Raw genomic sequence first — 15,844 nt, 5'->3', positions numbered from 1 at the left:
TCGGCGCATGGCGCCGCAGCGGGAGATCCGCCTCCACATCGAAGGAGGCCACAGCGGCGCCGACCTGGCGTCGCTGTCGGCCGATTCCGGGTACGTGCTCACCGACCAGCCGGATGACGCCGACCAGGTCGTCAAGTCCGGCACCGACATCGCCAAACCCACCATGGCGCCCTACCGCGAGCAGCAGGTGTTCGACATCGGCACCAAGGTCACCTCGGTCGTGGTCGCCGACGAGACGCCCGCGATCCTGGCCGCCGGGGGCGAGGACGGCGTGGTCCGGCTGTGGAACCTCCAGCACTTCGGCGAACGGCGACTGCGCGGACACGCGGGCCCGGTCTGGTCGGTCGCGGCGAGCCGGTACTCCCCCGGCCAGGTCTTCAGCGCGGGCCAGGACGGCACCGTGCGCGCTTGGCCGCTCTACGGCAGCGGCGAGAGCATCACCCTCTACCAGCACAACGGCATCGCCAACGCGGTCGCCGCCGGCAAGGGCAGCACCGTCATCAGCGGCGGCGACGACGGGATCGTGCACCTCTGGACCAACGGCACCTTACGAGAACTCCGTGGCCATGAACACTTCGTCACCGGTGTCGCGTTGTCCGAGGACCTGGTCCCGATGTCAGTCTCGGCCAACGGGGCCATGACGACCTGGGACCCCGACGACCGCCCGACACACCCCTCGGGCGGCCCAGCCATTGGTGTCGCCACTGGCGCGTCCAGAGCATTCCTCGCGACAGCTCACAACCATGTCATCGACCTCGCTCCTGGTGGCCCCGGACTCGTGCTCGGCACCAAGCCCGTGTCGCTCGCCGTCACCACGATCAGCGGTGTCACCACGGTCGCGATCGGCGGCGAGGACGGGCTGGTTCGGCTGTGGGAGCCGGATACCGGCGGCCTCATCAACCTCCCCGGTCACACCGGCCCGGTGCGCGGAGTCGCCTTCGGCACCGTAGACGAACGCCCTGTCGTGGTCAGCGGCGGCGAGGACGGCACGGTCCGCGTGTGGGCCCGCCCGACCACCGACCACGTCGAATGGGCCGCCGACGCCCCCGCCACGCAGGACGACCTGCACCGACGTCCACTCGCGACACTGATCGCCGAACAACTCCGCCAGGTCGACTCCTCGTTCCTCGTGCACCTGGACGGCCCCTGGGGCTCCGGCAAGAGCACCATCCTCGGCTTCCTGCGCACCGAACTGGACCGCGACTTCACCACCGTGCCGTTCGACGCGTGGCGCGAGGCGGGCGTCGGCCCGTCCTGGTGGGCGCTGCTGACCGCCCTGCGCACCGCGATCCGCGGCCAGCGCGGGTTCCTCGGCCGGTTCGGGCTCAGGATCAGCGAGTCCTTCGCCCGGCTGCGACGCGTGGGGGCGCCGGTCGTACTCGCGTTCATCCTGTTGCTGGCGCTGGCTTTCGGCGTCTGGTGGCTGTTCGCCTCGGACTTCAAGAACGTCGCAGAGATCGCGAAGTCCGTCACCGGGGCGATCGCGGGCGTCGGCACCCTCTGGGCGGGCGCGTTGGTGGCGAGCCGGTTCCTGCTGTGGGACTCCGCGCGGGGGGCACGGCTGTTCGAGCAGTCGAACACCAACCCGATGCTGGAGGTGAACCGCCACTTCAGCTGGTTGGCCAAGCGGGCGAAGCGACCCATCGTGTTCCTGGTCGACGACCTCGACAGGTGCAAGGAGTCCACTGTGGTCGAATTGTTGGACACCGTGCAGACGTTGGTGCGCGACACCGGAGCACACTTCGTCGTCGCCGCGGATGGGGCCTGGATCCGGGCGAGCTACGAGCAGGCGTACGAGAAGTTCAGCACCGCCGTCGCCGAGCCGGGCAGGCCGCTGGGTTACCTGTTCCTGGACAAGTTCTTCCAGCTGCGCGTCCAGGTCCCGGCGATCGACTCCCCGCGTAGACAGGACTACCTGCGCCAACTCCTGCGCACCGTCGACATCCCACGACCGCAGGAGATCGCGGCGGAAGAAGGCCGCGTGCTGGCCCAACTCGGTCGCAGCGTCACCGAGGCCCAGGTCGTCGACGCGCTGAGCACCGCGAGCCCGGTGGTCCGCGGCCGCGTGGCCGAGGAGGCGCTGCGGCGGATGAGCACCCCGGCCGCGGTGATCGCGACCGAGCACAGCCTCCAGCGCTACGCCGGGCTGCTGCCGCCGAACCCGCGGGCGATGAAGCGGTTCATCAACACCTACAGCATGTCGCGTGCCGTGCGGACCCTGGAGGGCAATGTGGTCCCGGTCCAATCCCTGGCACTGTGGACAGTCGTCGAGATCCGTTGGCCGAGCCTCGCGGACTATCTGCGCGCCAATCCGGAAGCGATCCTGTTGGCCGACACCAAGGCAGATCAGGCACCTGAGGCGCTACACCCGGTCTTCGCCGACGAATCCCTGGTCATCCTCGCCAAGCAGCTCACACCCGACCTGATCCGCGAAGCCTGCGGCGGCTAGCGGGTACTGCACAGCTCCAGCGGAGCGCCCTGCGGTGTGACACAAGGTAAGTAGCCGGAGTCCTTGAGCCGCAACCGGGCGCTGTCGTGCTTGCGGACGTGCTCGGCAAACGCCTCCAACAGGGTGTCCTTGCCGGGTTCGCCCTTGAGGTAGAGGTGCTCAACCGTCCAGAAAGGATAGTTCGACGCCAGGGCGGCCGCGGTGTCGAAGGTCTTGCCGTCGATGCTGACCGCCTTGAGGTCGCCCTTCTTGCGTGCCTCGGCGACCGACGGCGCGTCCGCGTAGCCGATGGCGCCCTGCACGGCCCCGATCATCGCGACCACGTCGGAGTTCGACTCGCGCTCGCAGCGGATGGTGCGCGCCCTGGGGTCGCGGTTCTTCTCGACGCACTCGTCCGAGGACAGGCCGCCCTCACCGCCGTTGAGGACCTGCTTCTCGAACAGCTGGCGGGTACCGGAGGACTGGCCGCGGCCGACGATGCGGATCGGCAGGGACGGCGACTGCGGGTTGAGCTGGTTCCAGTCGGTGTAGGTGCCGTCGTAGATGCGCCGCAAGTCCGCTGTGGACAGTGTCTCGACCGGGACGCCCGCGTGCACGACGACGTGGTAGACCACGATGGCCAACTGCTGCGCCACAAGGCCGTTCGTGTTCTGCAGGCCGTCCGACAGCGCGGCCGAGGTTGCCGCTTCGGCCGAGGCGAGCCAGCGGACGCCGTCGATGCTGCCGGTGGCCTGCGTGGTGATCTTGGCGTCCTGGCAGGCCGCGGTGTAGTCGGCGGCCATGGCCTTCATGGTGGGCATGAAGACGCTGGAACCCCGGATGGTCAGCTCACCGGCGACGCAGCGGACCGACGGGTCCACCGGCGGCGAGGCGAACACCAGGCTCAGCACCAGGAACGCGGTCAGCGCCAACGCCAACGCGCCGGTGAGCCTGGGCAGGGTGAACCGCCGCTGCCGCTTCTCGTCCTTGATGATGCCGTTGTCGGCCAGCTTGCCGGTCGCGGTGATCTCCTTGCTCGTCTCACCGCCCGGGTGGTCCTCCGGCTCCTCCAGCACGACGACCAGCTTGATCTTCTGCTTGCGCTTGAGCGCCAGCGTCTCCAGCCGCACCCCGTGCCAGCGCGGCTCGGCCTCCGGCTCCTTCGGCGCGGGCGCCTGGCCGCCGATCCAGCGGACCATGCGCTGGGCCATCTTGTCCCTGACCGTGCGCAGGCTGTCGCGCTCGTCGGCCACCGGCGGCCCCACCTGGCCGTTGGCCGCCGAGTCGGTGCCGTCCGTGCCGTCGGTGCGGAAGAACCGCAGTCCGGCGCGCAACTTCTCCCGCACCTCGACCGACCCGGCCTCGGAGATCCGCGCGTTCCACACCACCCGCTCGCCGAAGGTGAAGGTCAGCGGGCGGTCGAAGTCGTCGGGGTCGATGTCGTACCCGCCGGTGTTGCGGATGCGGATGACCACGATGCTGAGCCGGTCGAGCAGCCGGGTCAGCCTGGTCAGCTGCGCGGAATCACCGCCAGCGGTCTCGTCGGTCAGCTTCTCCGGGCCGAGGCCGATCTTGGAGTTGTAGTGCACCCGGTAGCTGACCCGTTTGCGCCGGATCAGGAACCGGTCGACGAACGGGGTCGCGACCAGCAGCACGATGCCCAGCACCAGGTTGCCAGCCCCGAGGAAGTCCAACACCCCGCGCAACGCGTCCCGCAGGTCGGTCACGTTGATCTCCCTCCCCCGCCGCCACCGCGCGAAAGCCTAGGCAGCGGCGTCCCGGCTGGACACCATGACCGCCATCCGTTCACCTGTGGTTCAGCCGCGCGCAAGTGTCGGGGGTCGGTGGGATGCTGGCGGCCATGACCTCGGACCCGAAGGACGACCTGCTCCGCTACCTCACGGTGGCGCGCGAAGCGCTGCTGTGGAAGCTCGAGGGGCTGTCCGAGTACGACATCCGGCGACCGCTGACCCAGACGGGGACGAACCTGCTCGGGCTGGTCAAGCACGTGGCGGGCTGCGAGACCGCCTACTTCGGGTCGAGCTTCGGCCGCCCGTTCCCGGTGAGCTACCCGTGGATGGAGGACGGCGCGGAGCCCAACGCGGACATGTGGGCCACGGCGGAGGAATCGCGGGCGGACATCGTCGGCTTGTACCGCGACGTCTGGGCGCATTCGGACGCGACCATCGCCGCCCACGCCCTGGACGCGCCCGCCCGGGTACCGCACTGGGCCGCCGACCGCGCGGACACCACACTGCACCGACTGCTGGTGCACATGATCGCCGAGACGCACCGGCACGCGGGGCACGCCGACATCGTGCGCGAACTGATCGACGGCGCGGCGGGCCTGCGGCAGGAAGTGGACAACATGCCGGAGGGGGACGCGGCGTGGTGGGCGGAGTACTGGGCCGGGTTGGAGGAGGTGGCGCGGAGGGCGGACTCGGCCTGACCTGCCTTCCGCTGTGCTCGTTGGTGGTCGGCGCGCCTTGGCTTTGACCGTCTGCGGGCGATCGCTGCTGGCGTGGGTCGCTGCTGGCGTGCCGCGACCTGACGCTGTTGTCGCTGGCGCGCGGCTGTGCTCTGCGGCCGGATGCCGTAGGCGGACCGGGCATGCCGTAGGCGGACCGGGCATGCCGTAGGCGGACCGGGCATGCCGTAGGCGGACCGGGCATGCCGTAGGCGGACCGGGCATGCCGTAGGCGGACCGGGCATGCCGTAGGCGGACCGGGCATGCCGTAGGCGGACCGGGCATGCCGTAGGCGGACCGGGCATGCCGTAGGCGGGCAGCACGGCCTGGCGTCCGTGCTGCCCGCCTGACGTCGTTCGGTCGCCTGGCGTGTGTTGCGTGGTGCTCGTTGGCCCGTTACTGGCGGGAGCGGCGGGAGCGCACGAGCAGGCCGACCACGATCGCCACCAGGGCGGCGAGGCCGACGACGAACCACACCCACTTCGGGATGCCCTCGTCCAGGGTGGCGGGCTGGGCCGCCGGGGTCGTGGTCGTGGCGGGTGCCTCGGTCGCGACCTCTTGCGGGGTGGTGGCCGGGGCCTCGGTCGTGGTGGTCGGCGCCGGGGCGGCGGCGACCGACATGGTGAAGTCGACGGCCCCGCTGACGATGTGGCCGTCGTCGGAGTTCACCCGGTACTCGATCTGGTAGGCGCCCGCGGGGCCGACCGGCGTCACCGGCACGGTCACCACGGCACCGGCGACCTCGGGGGTGCCGACGACCCAGCGCACCGAGTCGGGACCGCTGACCGACACCGAGTCGACCACGGTGGTGACGGTGTCGGTGAAGGTGAGCGTGACCTTGGTGGGCACCTGGGCGACGGTGGCGCCCTTGGCCGGGTCGCTCGACTTCAACTCGGCGTGCGCCGAGGCGGGCACCGCGGTGCCCAGTACTGCTGCGCCCGCCAAGAGCAGGGTGGCGGCGAGGCGGCGGAGGACCATCGTGGACCTTCCTTACGTCGGAACAGGGCGGGACCCCGACCACCTCGCGCGCCGGGGCCAGGCCCCGACGGGGACGGCGCGAGCGAACACCCAGATCCCTCGGTGCCGGAGCGTACCCAGCCCCATCCCCGGTGATCGCCCCCGGCACTGCCCGCCCGGCTGTTCCGGCGCCCCACAGCCCTGACCACGTGCACACGTCACCTCATCCCCGAACAAGCCCCCCGAACTCAGTTCGACCGTCGAGCCACCTCGACACCCAAGACCAGCGCCCTGACCAGCAGCACGATCGCCCAGACCGCCGCCAATTCACCCGGTTCAGCGACAGAAGTTATCCACATCTGGATCTTGGGACCCCCTTCTCCAAGATCGACTGTCGGGGGGTGCCGGTAGAGTGGGACCTGGGACGCCCCCCGGAGTGGGTGGGGGCTGGGCAGGGTCGGGACCGCGCGCGCGAGGCGGTGATTTCGGGGGCTGGCGGGGACGTTGTGACGGAGCCGGGGCCCGGGCAGCGAGGTGTTGTCGGGCGGGGCGCGCCCAGATCAGCGGGGTGCCGATGGGGCCGTGGGGGCCGGAGTCAGCGCAGGTACCGCCGAGCGTGCGCGCCCAGCCTGCGGGGCTGATGCCTAGGTCGGCGCGGGTGTCGCCCGGGCGTGCGGGCCCCGGGGCGGCGGAGTACCTGCCGGAGCGGTGCAAGCCCCGAAGCAGCAGGAGTGCCAACCGGAGCGATACGGGCATGGGGCGGGCAGGAGTACCTGCCGGGAGCGATACAGGCCACGGGGCGGACAGGGGTGCCAGCCGGAGCGATGCGGGCCCCGGAGCGGCAGGAGTACTTGCCGGAGCGATACAGGCCCCGGAGCGGACAGGGGTGCCAGCCGGGAGCGATACGGGCACGGGGCGGGCGGGAGTACCTGCCAGAGCGATACAGGCCACGGAGCGGACAGGAGTACCAGCCGGAGCGGTGCGGACCACGGGGCGAGCAGGAGTACCTGCCGGGAGCGGTGCGGGCCACGAGGCGGCAGGGGTCCCAGCCGGAGCGATGCGGACCACGGAGCGAGCAGGAGCGATGCGGGTGACGGGGGAGCCTGCCAGAACGGTGCGAGCCACGGGGCGGGCTAGGAGTGCCAGCCGGAGCGGTGCGGGCCTGAAGGGTGAGACCGGGGTCAGCGGGTGCCTGTGGGGCGGGTGGTGACCGGGATTTCCTCTACTCCGTAGACGATCGAGGTCTTGCGGAAGCGGAGGGCGGATTCGGGGATGGCGAGGCGGAGGTCGGGGAAGCGGCGGACGAGGGCCGGGTAGGCGGCGCGGAGTTCCATTCTGGCCAGTTCGGCGCCGATGCAGCGGTGGGCGCCGTGGCCGAAGGCCATGTGCTGGGTGGGCAGGCGGGTGGGGTCGAAGGCCGGGGCAGCGCCGACGAGGGTGGTGTCGCGGTTGGCGGCGCTCAGCGAGCAGACGACGACGTCGCCCGCGCTGATGCGGGCGCCCGCGATCTCCAGGTCCCGGCGGGCGAAGCGCGGGAAGGCGACCTGGACCACGGTCAGGTAGCGCAGCAGTTCCTCGACGAACGGGCCGATGGCGGCGGGGTCGGCGCGCAGCAGGGTGCTGGTGGACGGGTCGCGCAGCAGCATCAGAGCGCCGAGGGCGAGCATGCTGGCGGTGGTCTCGAAACCGCCGGTGAGGATGCCGTCGGCCAGCCCGGCCAGTTCGCGGTCGTCGACCAGGTCGCCGTGCTCGCGGATGATCATGCCGAGCAGGCCGTCGCCCGGGTCGGCGCGCTGGGCCTTGACCACGCCCTCGAGGTAGATCAGGGACTCGGAGATGGCGCCGATGGAGGCGCCCGCGCCGCTGAACAGGTCGAACCGGGCGACGGCGAGGCGCTGGAACTCGTCGCGGTCGGCGTAGGGGACGCCGAGCAGTTCGCAGATGGTCAGCGACGGGATGGGCAGCGCGAAGTTCTCCACCAGGTCCACCGGATCGGATGAGGTGGCCATCCGGTCCAGACAACCCTCGACGATGGCGTCGATGCGCGGGCCGAGGCGGGCGAGCCTGCGCATGGTGAACTCGGGGGTGAGCAGTTTGCGCAGCCGGGTGTGGTCGGGCGGGTCGGCGAACCCGAGGCCGCCCGGGTTCTCGCCCTGGGCGCCGATGATCTCGCCGAGGTGGGTGTAGTCGTTGCTGAACGAGGTGGTGTCCGCCAGCACCTGCTTGTTCTCCGCGTGCCCGGTGACCAGCCAGACGCTGACCCCGAACGGGATCGGCAGCCGGGTGATCGGCGCCTGCTCGCGCATCCGGTCCAGCTCGGCGGTCGGCTCCAGCCCGTCGCGGCGCAGCGGGATCAGCGCCCCCTCCGGCAGCAGCGCCAGCGCCTTGGTGCCCGCCTTGCGCAGCACGAACCGGGCCAGCGCGGTGCGCGCAAGCCTGGACGCGACGGTCCCGCCGACCGTCCGCATGAGACCCATGGCGACCTCCCCCGGGACGCTTCCCGGAGCCGACCCTACCGGGGTGCCCCCGGCGGTCTCAGCGACCTCTCAGGCAGGCGTGGACGACATGACCCAACTCACACGGCGTCCGGTTGGCGAACTTCAGTCCGTTTTGCTCGCTCGGGAACCCGATCACCTCACACCGTGCGCAGTACCTCACGCAGCGCGCTGATGACCTTGTCCTGGAGGTCTTCGGACAGCGAGGAGTACATCGGCAGGGAGAAGATCTCGTCGGCGAGCTTCTCGGTCACCGGCAGGGAGCCCGGCCCGTAGCCGAGGTGGGCGAAGCCGCTCATGGTGTGCACCGGCCAGCGGTAGCTGATGTTGAGCGAGATGTCGTATGCCTGGAGGGCCTCCAGGATCGCGTCCCGGCGGGGGTGGCGGACGACGTAGACGTAGTACACGTGGTCGTTGCCCGGCTCTACCGACGGCAGGATCAGGTCCGTGTCGGATAGGGCTTCCGCGTAGCGGGCGGCGACCTTGCGGCGGGCCTCCAGGTAGCCGTCGAGCCTGCGGAGCTTGCGGCGGAGGATCTCGGCGTGGACCTCGTCGAGCCGGGAGTTGTGGCCGGGTGTCTGCACGACGTAGTACTGCTTGTCCATGCCGTAGTACCGGAGCCTGCGGAGTTCGCCGTCCACGTCAGCGTCATCGGTGACGACAGCGCCACCGTCGCCGTACGCGCCAAGGACCTTCGTCGGATAGAACGAGAACGCGGCGGCCTTGCCGGTAGCGCCGGCGATCCGGCCATTCTGGCGGGCGCCGTGGGACTGGGCGCAGTCCTCCAGGATCGGGATCCCGTGCTTGGCCGCCAACGCCTCTAGAGGTGCGAGATCGACGCATTGCCCGTAGAGGTGTACCGGCAGCAGGCAGGTCGTACGCGGGGTGATCGCGGCCTCGACCTGGCTCACGTCCATCAGGTAGTTGCGCTCGTGCACGTCCACGAACACCGGCGTGGCACCGACCTGGTCGATGGCGATGACCGTGGGCGCGGCGGTGTTCGACACCGTGATGACCCCGTCGCCGGGGCGGACGCCGAGCGCGCGCAGCGCAAGGACCAGCGCGTTGGTGCCGTTGTCGACGCCGACCGAGTGGGCGAGGCCGTGGTAGGCGGCGAACTCCTCCTCGAACCCGCGCACGCTCGGCCCGAAGACGAGCTGGCCGGACCGGAACACGGTGTCGACCGCGTCGAGGATGTCCTCACGCTCGTTCTCGTACTCGGGCAGGTAGTCCCAGACGCGGGTGGTCATGGCGTTCCCTCCGGGGTGACCAGGCTGTGCAGGCAGGCGAGCACGCTGCGCGCCTGGACGTTGAGGTAGTGGCTGTGCCGCAGCAGGGTCGCCAGCTGGTGCGGGGCGAGCCAGCGGTAGTCGGGGTGGTCGGCGGCCACGTCGGCGTCGGACTCCACGACGACGTACCGCGTGCGCGCGTGCATGAACCGGCCGCCCTCCTCGGAGTGCACGGCGTCGAACAGGATTCGGCTCGGGTCGGCGGACAGCACCTCGTCGAGGAACTCGGGCCGGGCCGCGGCGGGCAGCTTGGCGTAGGTGTCCGGGGTGCACTGCACGGTCGGGGCGAGCTCGACGACGTCGAAGTAGCCCGGCTCGACCCTGGCGTGCATGAGGACGTGCGGGACGCCGTCGACCCGGCGGACCAGGAACGCGGCGAGGCCCTGCCCGCGGGGGCGCAGCATCGGCTGGTCCCAGCGGCCGACCTCGCGCCCGGCCGCGGTGACCGAGACCCCCACGACGTCGAAGAACAGGCCGCTGTCGTGGCTGATCCTGCCGTCGACCCACCGCCAGTCGGTGACCTCGGCGAGCGGGATCTCGCGGACCGACACGTCGTGGCGGGTGCGCGAGTCGGTGATCCAGCTCAGCACCTCGCCCATCGTGTGCGCGGTCGCCGCGGCGGGGTCGAGCGCGTGCACCAGGTCGGCGCGGACCCCGTCGAGGCCCGGGTAGCGCCCGGCCAGCCCGGCGCCGGAGAACGGCAGGCAGCACAGCACGGTGCGGGTGTCCATGTTGACCAGGTCGTCGAGCCGCAGCAGCTGGTGGACCTGGGCCAGGGTGAGCCAGCTGAACCCGTCGAGCACCTCGACCGGCTCGTCGACGAGCACCACCATGTTGCGGTTGCGCTTGCGGTGGAACCAGGCGCCCTGCTCGGACTGGCGCACGTCGGCGAGCACGGTGTGCCTGCCGGTGTCGCGGAAGTAGTCCAGGTACGGCACGGCTTTCCCGCCGTGCACGCTGGTGTAGTTGCTGCGGGTCGCCTGGACCGTCGGCGACAGCTGCACGCCGTTGACGTTGCCCGGCTCGACCTTGGCCTGCATGAGCAGGTGCGGCACGCCGTCGAACTCGCGCACCAGGATGCCCAGGATGCCGATCTCGGGCTGGCTGATGATCGGCTGGCTCCACCGGGGCACCGCGGCACCGGCCACCTCGACGTCGAGGCCGCGCACGGTGAAGAACTTGCCGCTGCGGTGGCCGATGTCGCCGGTCTCCTGGTGCGCCGACCAGCCGTCGAGCCGGTCGAGCGGCACCGGCTCGACGCGGGTGTGGAACCGGGCGCGGCAGTCGGCGAGCCAGCCGTCGAAGTCGCCGGTGGGGCCTGCGAGCGCGGAGCGGGCGACCCCGGCGGCGAAGTCCACCCGCATGGCCTCGGACAGTTCGGTCACGGTGGTGTCCCAACGCCTACGGTGTCGGCGGATTTCCTCTTCATTGCGAACCTAGGAAGGCTTCATAGAGGCGACAACCCCTTGCCACCCCTAGGTCCCTCTTACCGCAACGAACGCACCCCGACCGTTCTGGACGCCGGGGAGGTAGTCGGCGGTGAACCCCGCGCGCGCGAACGCGTCCTCGTACTGCTGTCTGGTGTAGAGGGACGCGAGGTAGGTCTCGGCGAAGTGGGTTATGCCCTCGGGGCGCGCGACGGTGTAGTGGACTTCCATGCGCGACTTGCAGGACACGCGGGTGGCGTGCGAGACCCTGGCGACGGTCAGGCCCTCCAGCTCGACGACGTCGCCGGCGATGTAGCCCTCGGTGAACGTCTCCGCGAACCACCACGGGTCGACCACGAGCACGCCGCCGGGGTTGAGGTGCTCGCCGAAGCAGGTCAGGGCCGCGTCGAGTTCGGTCTCGGACATGGTGTGCCCGATGGAGCCGAACATGCAGGTGACGGCGTCGAAGCGGCGGCCGAGGGCGAAGTCGCGCATGTCGCCGAGGTGCACGACCTCGCCGTCGAACTTCTTGCGCGCCACCTGGACCATCGGCTCGGAGATCTCGACCCCGGCGACCTCGTCGAACAGCTCGGCGAAGGCCACCAGGTGCGCGCCGGTGGCGCAGGCGATGTCCACAAGGGACCTGGCGTGCGGTGCCCTGGCGCGGACCAGGTCCGCGACGAAGGCGGCTTCGGCGTGGTAGTCCTTGCCGCGGCCGTGGTGCAGGAGGTCGTAGATCTCGGCGAACTCACGCCCGTACATCGGCCACCCGCCGCTCCAGCTCGGCGACGACGTCGTTGGGCGAGGGCGCGGAGAGAACGTCCTCGCGGAGCTTCTCGGCCCCTTGTTTGAACGACGGGTCTTCCAGGAGGCGCACCAGGTCTTCTCTTACGCGCTCCAAGGTCACCTCGTGCGGCAGGATCGACAGGCCCGCGCCGGACTCAACGAGCTTGGTAGCGCGAACGACGGTGTCCCAGAACCCGGGGAGGACAAGCTGGGGGACGCCGTACACAGCGGCGGTGGACTGGATGCCCGCGCCGCCGATGTGCACGACGGCAGCACAGGTGGGCAGAAGACCGGCCATGGGGACGAAATCGAACACCCTGGCGTTGGCCGGTGCGTCGTCGACAGTCTCACCGGGCATCGGTAGCAGTGTCGCGATGATCTCGATGTCGAGGTCCGCAAAGGCGTGCAACGCGCCTAGGGAGAACATGTCGAAGCCGAAGTAGCCGCGTACCGACACCCCTGCGGTGACTACGACGCGGGGCTTAGTCGGCGGCTCGGTGAGCCACGCGGGTAGCGCTGCCGGGCCGTTGTAGGGGATGTAGCGGACCGGCTGCACGTCCAGGCCGTTGTCGATGCGGTGGCTGGGCGGGCCGGGGTCGATCGTCCAGTGGCCGGTGACCACGCGTTCGCTGAACTCGCCGCCGTGCCGGGTGAGCAGCTCGGTCAGCCAGTCCGCGAGCGGGTCGCCCCGGTGGTCGACGCCGTCGAGGAAGCGCAGGCGGCCGCGGGTGACGACATCGGCCCCCCAGAGCATGCGGGCGTGCGGGACGCCGACGGCCTCGGCGGCGATCGCCCCCGCCCAGGTGAACTGCTCCCACACCACCAGGTCCGGCCGCCAGGACCTGGCGTGCGCGACCAGGTCCGCGACGAACTCCTCGTTGTTGACCGTGCGGAAGTAGTCGCGGGTGGTCTCGTCGAAGAAGGTGAACAGCGCGTCGTGGTCGACGTCGTTGGTGACCGCGTCGACGACCCGGCCCGCCCAGGAGTCGTCGCCCTTCTCCTGCATGACCTGCTTCCACTTGTGGTCGGTGCCCAGCGGCACGGCCACCAACCCGGACTCGACGACGGCGGCGGCCATGTCCGGCTGCGTGGCGACCCGCACGTCGTGGCCCGCGGTGCGCAGGGCGGACGCCAACGGCACCATGCTGAAGTAGTGGGTCTTCTCGGAGTGCGCCACGAAGAGTATTCGCACGTCTTGCCCCTATCGTCCGATTTGCCCTGGACGGTATGGGCGGTTTGAGAGAGCTAACAACCCCTAACGGCCCCTCTTAGACGCATACGCTTCAAGGGCATCGGCTCCGGCAGCGCCACCGCCGGACGCTTCGATGTCGGCCCGCATGCGGGCGACGCGCTCGCGGGTCCGCTTGTCCCTGTCGACCTCCAACACCGCGGCGCGGAGTCGGGCAGGTGGGGGCAACTCGTCGCGGATTACCTTGCCGAGGCCCAGTTCCGCCACCCGTCGCGCGTTGACCCAGTCCTCCGGGGATGACGGCACCACCACCAACGGCACCTCGCGCGACAACGCGCCCATGACGCTACCCAGGCCCGCGTGGGACAAGAACACCGTGGTGTGGGCGAGCACGTCCAGGTTCGGCAGCCAGCCGTGGACCTCCACATTGGACGGTATGGGTCCCAGTTCGGCGCGGTCGACGCCCTCGTGCACGGCCATGACGACGTTCCACGGCTGGTCGCGGAAGGCCGCCACGCACGCCCGGAAGAAGCCCGCGCGGCGGTTCACGCAGGTGCCGAGGGAGACGAACAGGAGTGGCTTGTCGTCCGCCGGGGGCGTCCACGTGGTCGGGTCGGCGGCCAGGCCGGGGCCGACGAAGACGAACCGGTCGTCGAAGGTGTCGCCCGCGAACTGGAACGCGCGCGGGAAGTACACCAGGTTGAGGTCCTCGGTGCGCCCGATGAAGTCCTCCAGGTCGGTGTCCGCCTGGCCGCGGTCGGCCAGCAGCGCGGTCAGGCGGCGGAAGAACGACTGGAGTTCGGGGTGGGTCAGGTCGGCGCGGCCCATCTTCTCGACCATCTTCTCCAGCAGGGAGAAGTGCTCGTTGGAGGCGAACACGGGCAGGCACTGGGCGAGTGGGACGTCCCACTGGCGGCCCAGCACCCGAGCGGCGTGGTAGACGGTGAGGTCGTAGGAGATGACGTCCGGAACGCCCTCGTAGTGCTTGTCGACCGCCTTGAGGATCTCCTCGCTCTCGGTCAGGTAGATCCCGGTGAGCGCGGCTGTCTCGTCGGCGGTGTTGTACTCCGAGAGGTCTATGCCCGGTAGCCGTGACTCGTATGGCAGCACGGTCGCGCCTGTTGCCTCCACCTTGGCCACCGGGCCTGCCGCTGTCACATAGGTGACTTCATGACCACGGCGGACCAACTCCTCGACCACGCCCAACGAGGGGATGACGTGGCCGAAGCCGGAGTTGTTCAGGTGCAACACACGCATGTCAGCTCCCAGCGACCGCGGCGACCGTGCGGCGAACGCCCTCTTCTAGTCCCACCCGAGTCGTCCACCCGGTGACCGAGTGGAACGCCGAGGCATCCACCTCGACACTCTTGAGGTCCGTCGGCTCCATATGCCCCGGCGGCGGTACCGACACCACGGGCACGGGTGGCGCACCGGTGAGGGCGGAGACCTCCGCGGCGACCAACTCGAACACCTTGCGCAGTGGCACGCCCACGCCGCTGCCCAGGACGTAGTGCCGCCCGGCGAGCGCGTCGGCGTGGTCGAGGGCTGCGACGAAGGCGGCGGTTACGTCGTCGACGAAGACCAGGTCGCGGCGGACGGTGCCGTCGTGCCACATGGTCAACGGCTCGTTCGCGAACGCCTTGCGGGCCATGAACGCCACCACGCCGCGGTCGCCCTGCTCGCCGTAGATGGTCGGCAACCGCAGCGACACGGCTCGGATCACGCCGTCGCGGGTGGCGTCCTTGAGCAGGTTCTCCGCCGCGAGCTTCTGCCGGGTGTAGGCGCTGAGGGGGTTGTCCGTCTCCGTTCCGTCGATGCGGACGCGGTCAGCTAGACCGACCTGCGTCTCGGTACCGGAGAAGAGGACGACCGGCGGCGTCGAGTGCGCCCGCAGGGCCTCGACTAGATCCGCGACAAGGCCGACGTTGACCCGTTCAGCAGTCTTGTCCCCATCGGCGACGCGCCAGCCACCGTCGGTGTAGGCGACAAGATGCACGACCGCGTCAGCGTCGGCGACGTGCTCGGCCACGCCTTCGCACAGATCCACCGCCCGCGTCTCGACCTCGGCGACCGCGTCGGCGGGTACCGGAGTAGGTCGGCGGGCGACCAGTCGCAGTTGGATCTGCCGCTGGGCGAGAGCACGGACGATGCCCGAGCCGATGAACCCGGAGGCGCCGAGGACGACGACCTTCACCTGTAGAGCTCCTGCTCGATCTCCTGGCACAGCGAATACACCGGCAAGATCCCGGCCTCGCGCGCGTCGGCAAGCGTCGGCGCTACCTGGTCGCGGTCAGAGATGATCGGGTCGGTGATGTCCTCCGGGATCGGCAGCCCCAACGCCGGGTCGAGCACCGACAGCGCCAACTCGTGCTCTGGGACGTAGCTGCTGGACACCATGTACGACATGACGGTGTCGTCTTCCAACGCGATGAACGCGTGCCCGCAGCCCACCGGGAAGTACATCGCGCGGAAGTCGTCCTGGTCGAGCAGCACCGAGTCCCACTGCCCATAGGTGGGGGAACCGACGCGGATGTCGACAACGATGTCGATGGCCTTACCGCGCGCGCAGTACACGTACTTCGCCGAACCCGGGCGCGTGACGGTGAAGTGCACACCGCGCACCACGCCCCGCTGGGAACGACTGTGGTTGGTCTGCGCGATCGGGAACAGCTTGTGGCCCGTGGCCTCGACGAACGTGGGTTCCTGGAACGGCGACAGGAACAACCCGCGGTCGTCGGGGAACACCTTGGGGGTGAACTCCAGCGCGCCGTCGACCTTGAGCTTGCGGAACTGCACGGTGCTCCTC

Annotated in this window: 12 protein-coding genes; 2 read left to right on the top strand and 10 right to left on the bottom strand. The window is 70.2% G+C overall.

Annotated elements, in window-relative coordinates:
* Positions 1-7 precede the first annotated feature (7 nt).
* A complete protein-coding gene (locus CLV68_RS09310; RefSeq protein ID WP_121389976.1) occupies positions 8-2,449 on the top strand; it encodes a P-loop NTPase fold protein in 2,442 nt (813 codons plus the stop codon).
* Here CLV68_RS09310 and CLV68_RS09305 read toward each other — a convergent pair.
* Positions 2,446-4,155 (bottom strand): PstS family phosphate ABC transporter substrate-binding protein, encoded by a 1,710-nt coding sequence (locus CLV68_RS09305; protein ID WP_121389975.1) that lies wholly within the window; start codon positions 4,153-4,155, stop codon positions 2,446-2,448. The genes CLV68_RS09310 and CLV68_RS09305 overlap by 4 nt on opposite strands.
* A gap of 134 nt (positions 4,156-4,289) precedes the next feature.
* On the opposite strand from CLV68_RS09305, the gene CLV68_RS09300 reads away from it, so the two are divergent.
* On the top strand, positions 4,290-4,877 hold the full coding sequence (locus tag CLV68_RS09300; RefSeq protein WP_121391069.1) for a DinB family protein: 588 nt from the start codon (positions 4,290-4,292) through the stop codon (positions 4,875-4,877).
* 414 nt (positions 4,878-5,291) lie between these two features.
* Here CLV68_RS09300 and CLV68_RS09295 read toward each other — a convergent pair whose 3' ends face one another.
* The 9 genes from CLV68_RS09295 to CLV68_RS09255 all read right to left on the bottom strand — a co-directional run bounded on the left by CLV68_RS09295 (position 5,292) and on the right by CLV68_RS09255 (position 15,834).
* Complete coding sequence (locus CLV68_RS09295) at positions 5,292-5,873, bottom strand: copper resistance CopC family protein (RefSeq protein ID WP_121389974.1); 582 nt, start codon at positions 5,871-5,873, stop codon at positions 5,292-5,294.
* Between the two features lie 1,160 nt (positions 5,874-7,033).
* Complete coding sequence (locus CLV68_RS09290) at positions 7,034-8,329, bottom strand: cytochrome P450 (protein ID WP_121389973.1); 1,296 nt, start codon at positions 8,327-8,329, stop codon at positions 7,034-7,036.
* Positions 8,330-8,487: 158 nt separating this feature from the next.
* Positions 8,488-9,597, bottom strand: coding sequence for a DegT/DnrJ/EryC1/StrS family aminotransferase (locus CLV68_RS09285; RefSeq protein ID WP_121389972.1), 1,110 nt, complete (start codon positions 9,595-9,597; stop codon positions 8,488-8,490).
* On the bottom strand, positions 9,594-11,021 hold the full coding sequence (locus CLV68_RS09280) for an NDP-hexose 2,3-dehydratase family protein (RefSeq protein ID WP_246009735.1): 1,428 nt from the start codon (positions 11,019-11,021) through the stop codon (positions 9,594-9,596). Before CLV68_RS09280 ends, CLV68_RS09285 begins: the two co-directional genes overlap by 4 nt.
* Before the next feature lie 90 nt (positions 11,022-11,111).
* Complete coding sequence (locus tag CLV68_RS09275; protein WP_121389971.1) at positions 11,112-11,825, bottom strand: class I SAM-dependent DNA methyltransferase; 714 nt, start codon at positions 11,823-11,825, stop codon at positions 11,112-11,114.
* Entirely contained in the window at positions 11,812-13,041 is a 1,230-nt protein-coding gene (locus tag CLV68_RS09270) for an activator-dependent family glycosyltransferase (RefSeq protein ID WP_121389970.1), read from the bottom strand. The genes CLV68_RS09275 and CLV68_RS09270 overlap by 14 nt, the downstream gene beginning before the upstream one ends.
* Positions 13,042-13,104: 63 nt before the next feature.
* Complete coding sequence (locus CLV68_RS09265; RefSeq protein ID WP_121389969.1) at positions 13,105-14,295, bottom strand: macrolide family glycosyltransferase; 1,191 nt, start codon at positions 14,293-14,295, stop codon at positions 13,105-13,107.
* A 1-nt stretch (position 14,296) separates the two neighbouring features.
* Positions 14,297-15,232, bottom strand: coding sequence for an NAD-dependent epimerase/dehydratase family protein (locus CLV68_RS09260; protein ID WP_121389968.1), 936 nt, complete (start codon positions 15,230-15,232; stop codon positions 14,297-14,299).
* Complete coding sequence (locus CLV68_RS09255; RefSeq protein ID WP_121389967.1) at positions 15,229-15,834, bottom strand: dTDP-4-dehydrorhamnose 3,5-epimerase family protein; 606 nt, start codon at positions 15,832-15,834, stop codon at positions 15,229-15,231. Before CLV68_RS09255 ends, CLV68_RS09260 begins: the two co-directional genes overlap by 4 nt.
* Positions 15,835-15,844: the final 10 nt, after the last annotated feature.

Origin of the sequence: Actinokineospora cianjurensis, from assembly GCF_003663795.1 — a bacterium.
Lineage (GTDB): Bacteria > Actinomycetota > Actinomycetes > Mycobacteriales > Pseudonocardiaceae > Actinokineospora > Actinokineospora terrae.
Note: the sequence above shows the minus strand (reverse complement) of the source record. Positions and strands in the feature narration are given on the sequence as shown.

What these genes read in the sequence shown, in the direction of transcription:
- CLV68_RS09290 (WP_121389973.1), bottom strand. Translation starts at nt 8,329, where the DNA reads ATGGGTCTCATGCGGACGGTCGGCGGGACCGTCGCGTCCAGGCTTGCG.
- CLV68_RS09265 (WP_121389969.1), bottom strand. Translation starts at nt 14,295, where the DNA reads ATGCGTGTGTTGCACCTGAACAACTCCGGCTTCGGCCACGTCATCCCC.
- CLV68_RS09285 (WP_121389972.1), bottom strand. Translation starts at nt 9,597, where the DNA reads ATGACCACCCGCGTCTGGGACTACCTGCCCGAGTACGAGAACGAGCGT.
- CLV68_RS09295 (WP_121389974.1), bottom strand. Translation starts at nt 5,873, where the DNA reads ATGGTCCTCCGCCGCCTCGCCGCCACCCTGCTCTTGGCGGGCGCAGCA.
- CLV68_RS09275 (WP_121389971.1), bottom strand. Translation starts at nt 11,825, where the DNA reads ATGTACGGGCGTGAGTTCGCCGAGATCTACGACCTCCTGCACCACGGC.
- CLV68_RS09300 (WP_121391069.1), top strand. Translation starts at nt 4,290, where the DNA reads ATGACCTCGGACCCGAAGGACGACCTGCTCCGCTACCTCACGGTGGCG.
- CLV68_RS09310 (WP_121389976.1), top strand. Translation starts at nt 8, where the DNA reads ATGGCGCCGCAGCGGGAGATCCGCCTCCACATCGAAGGAGGCCACAGC.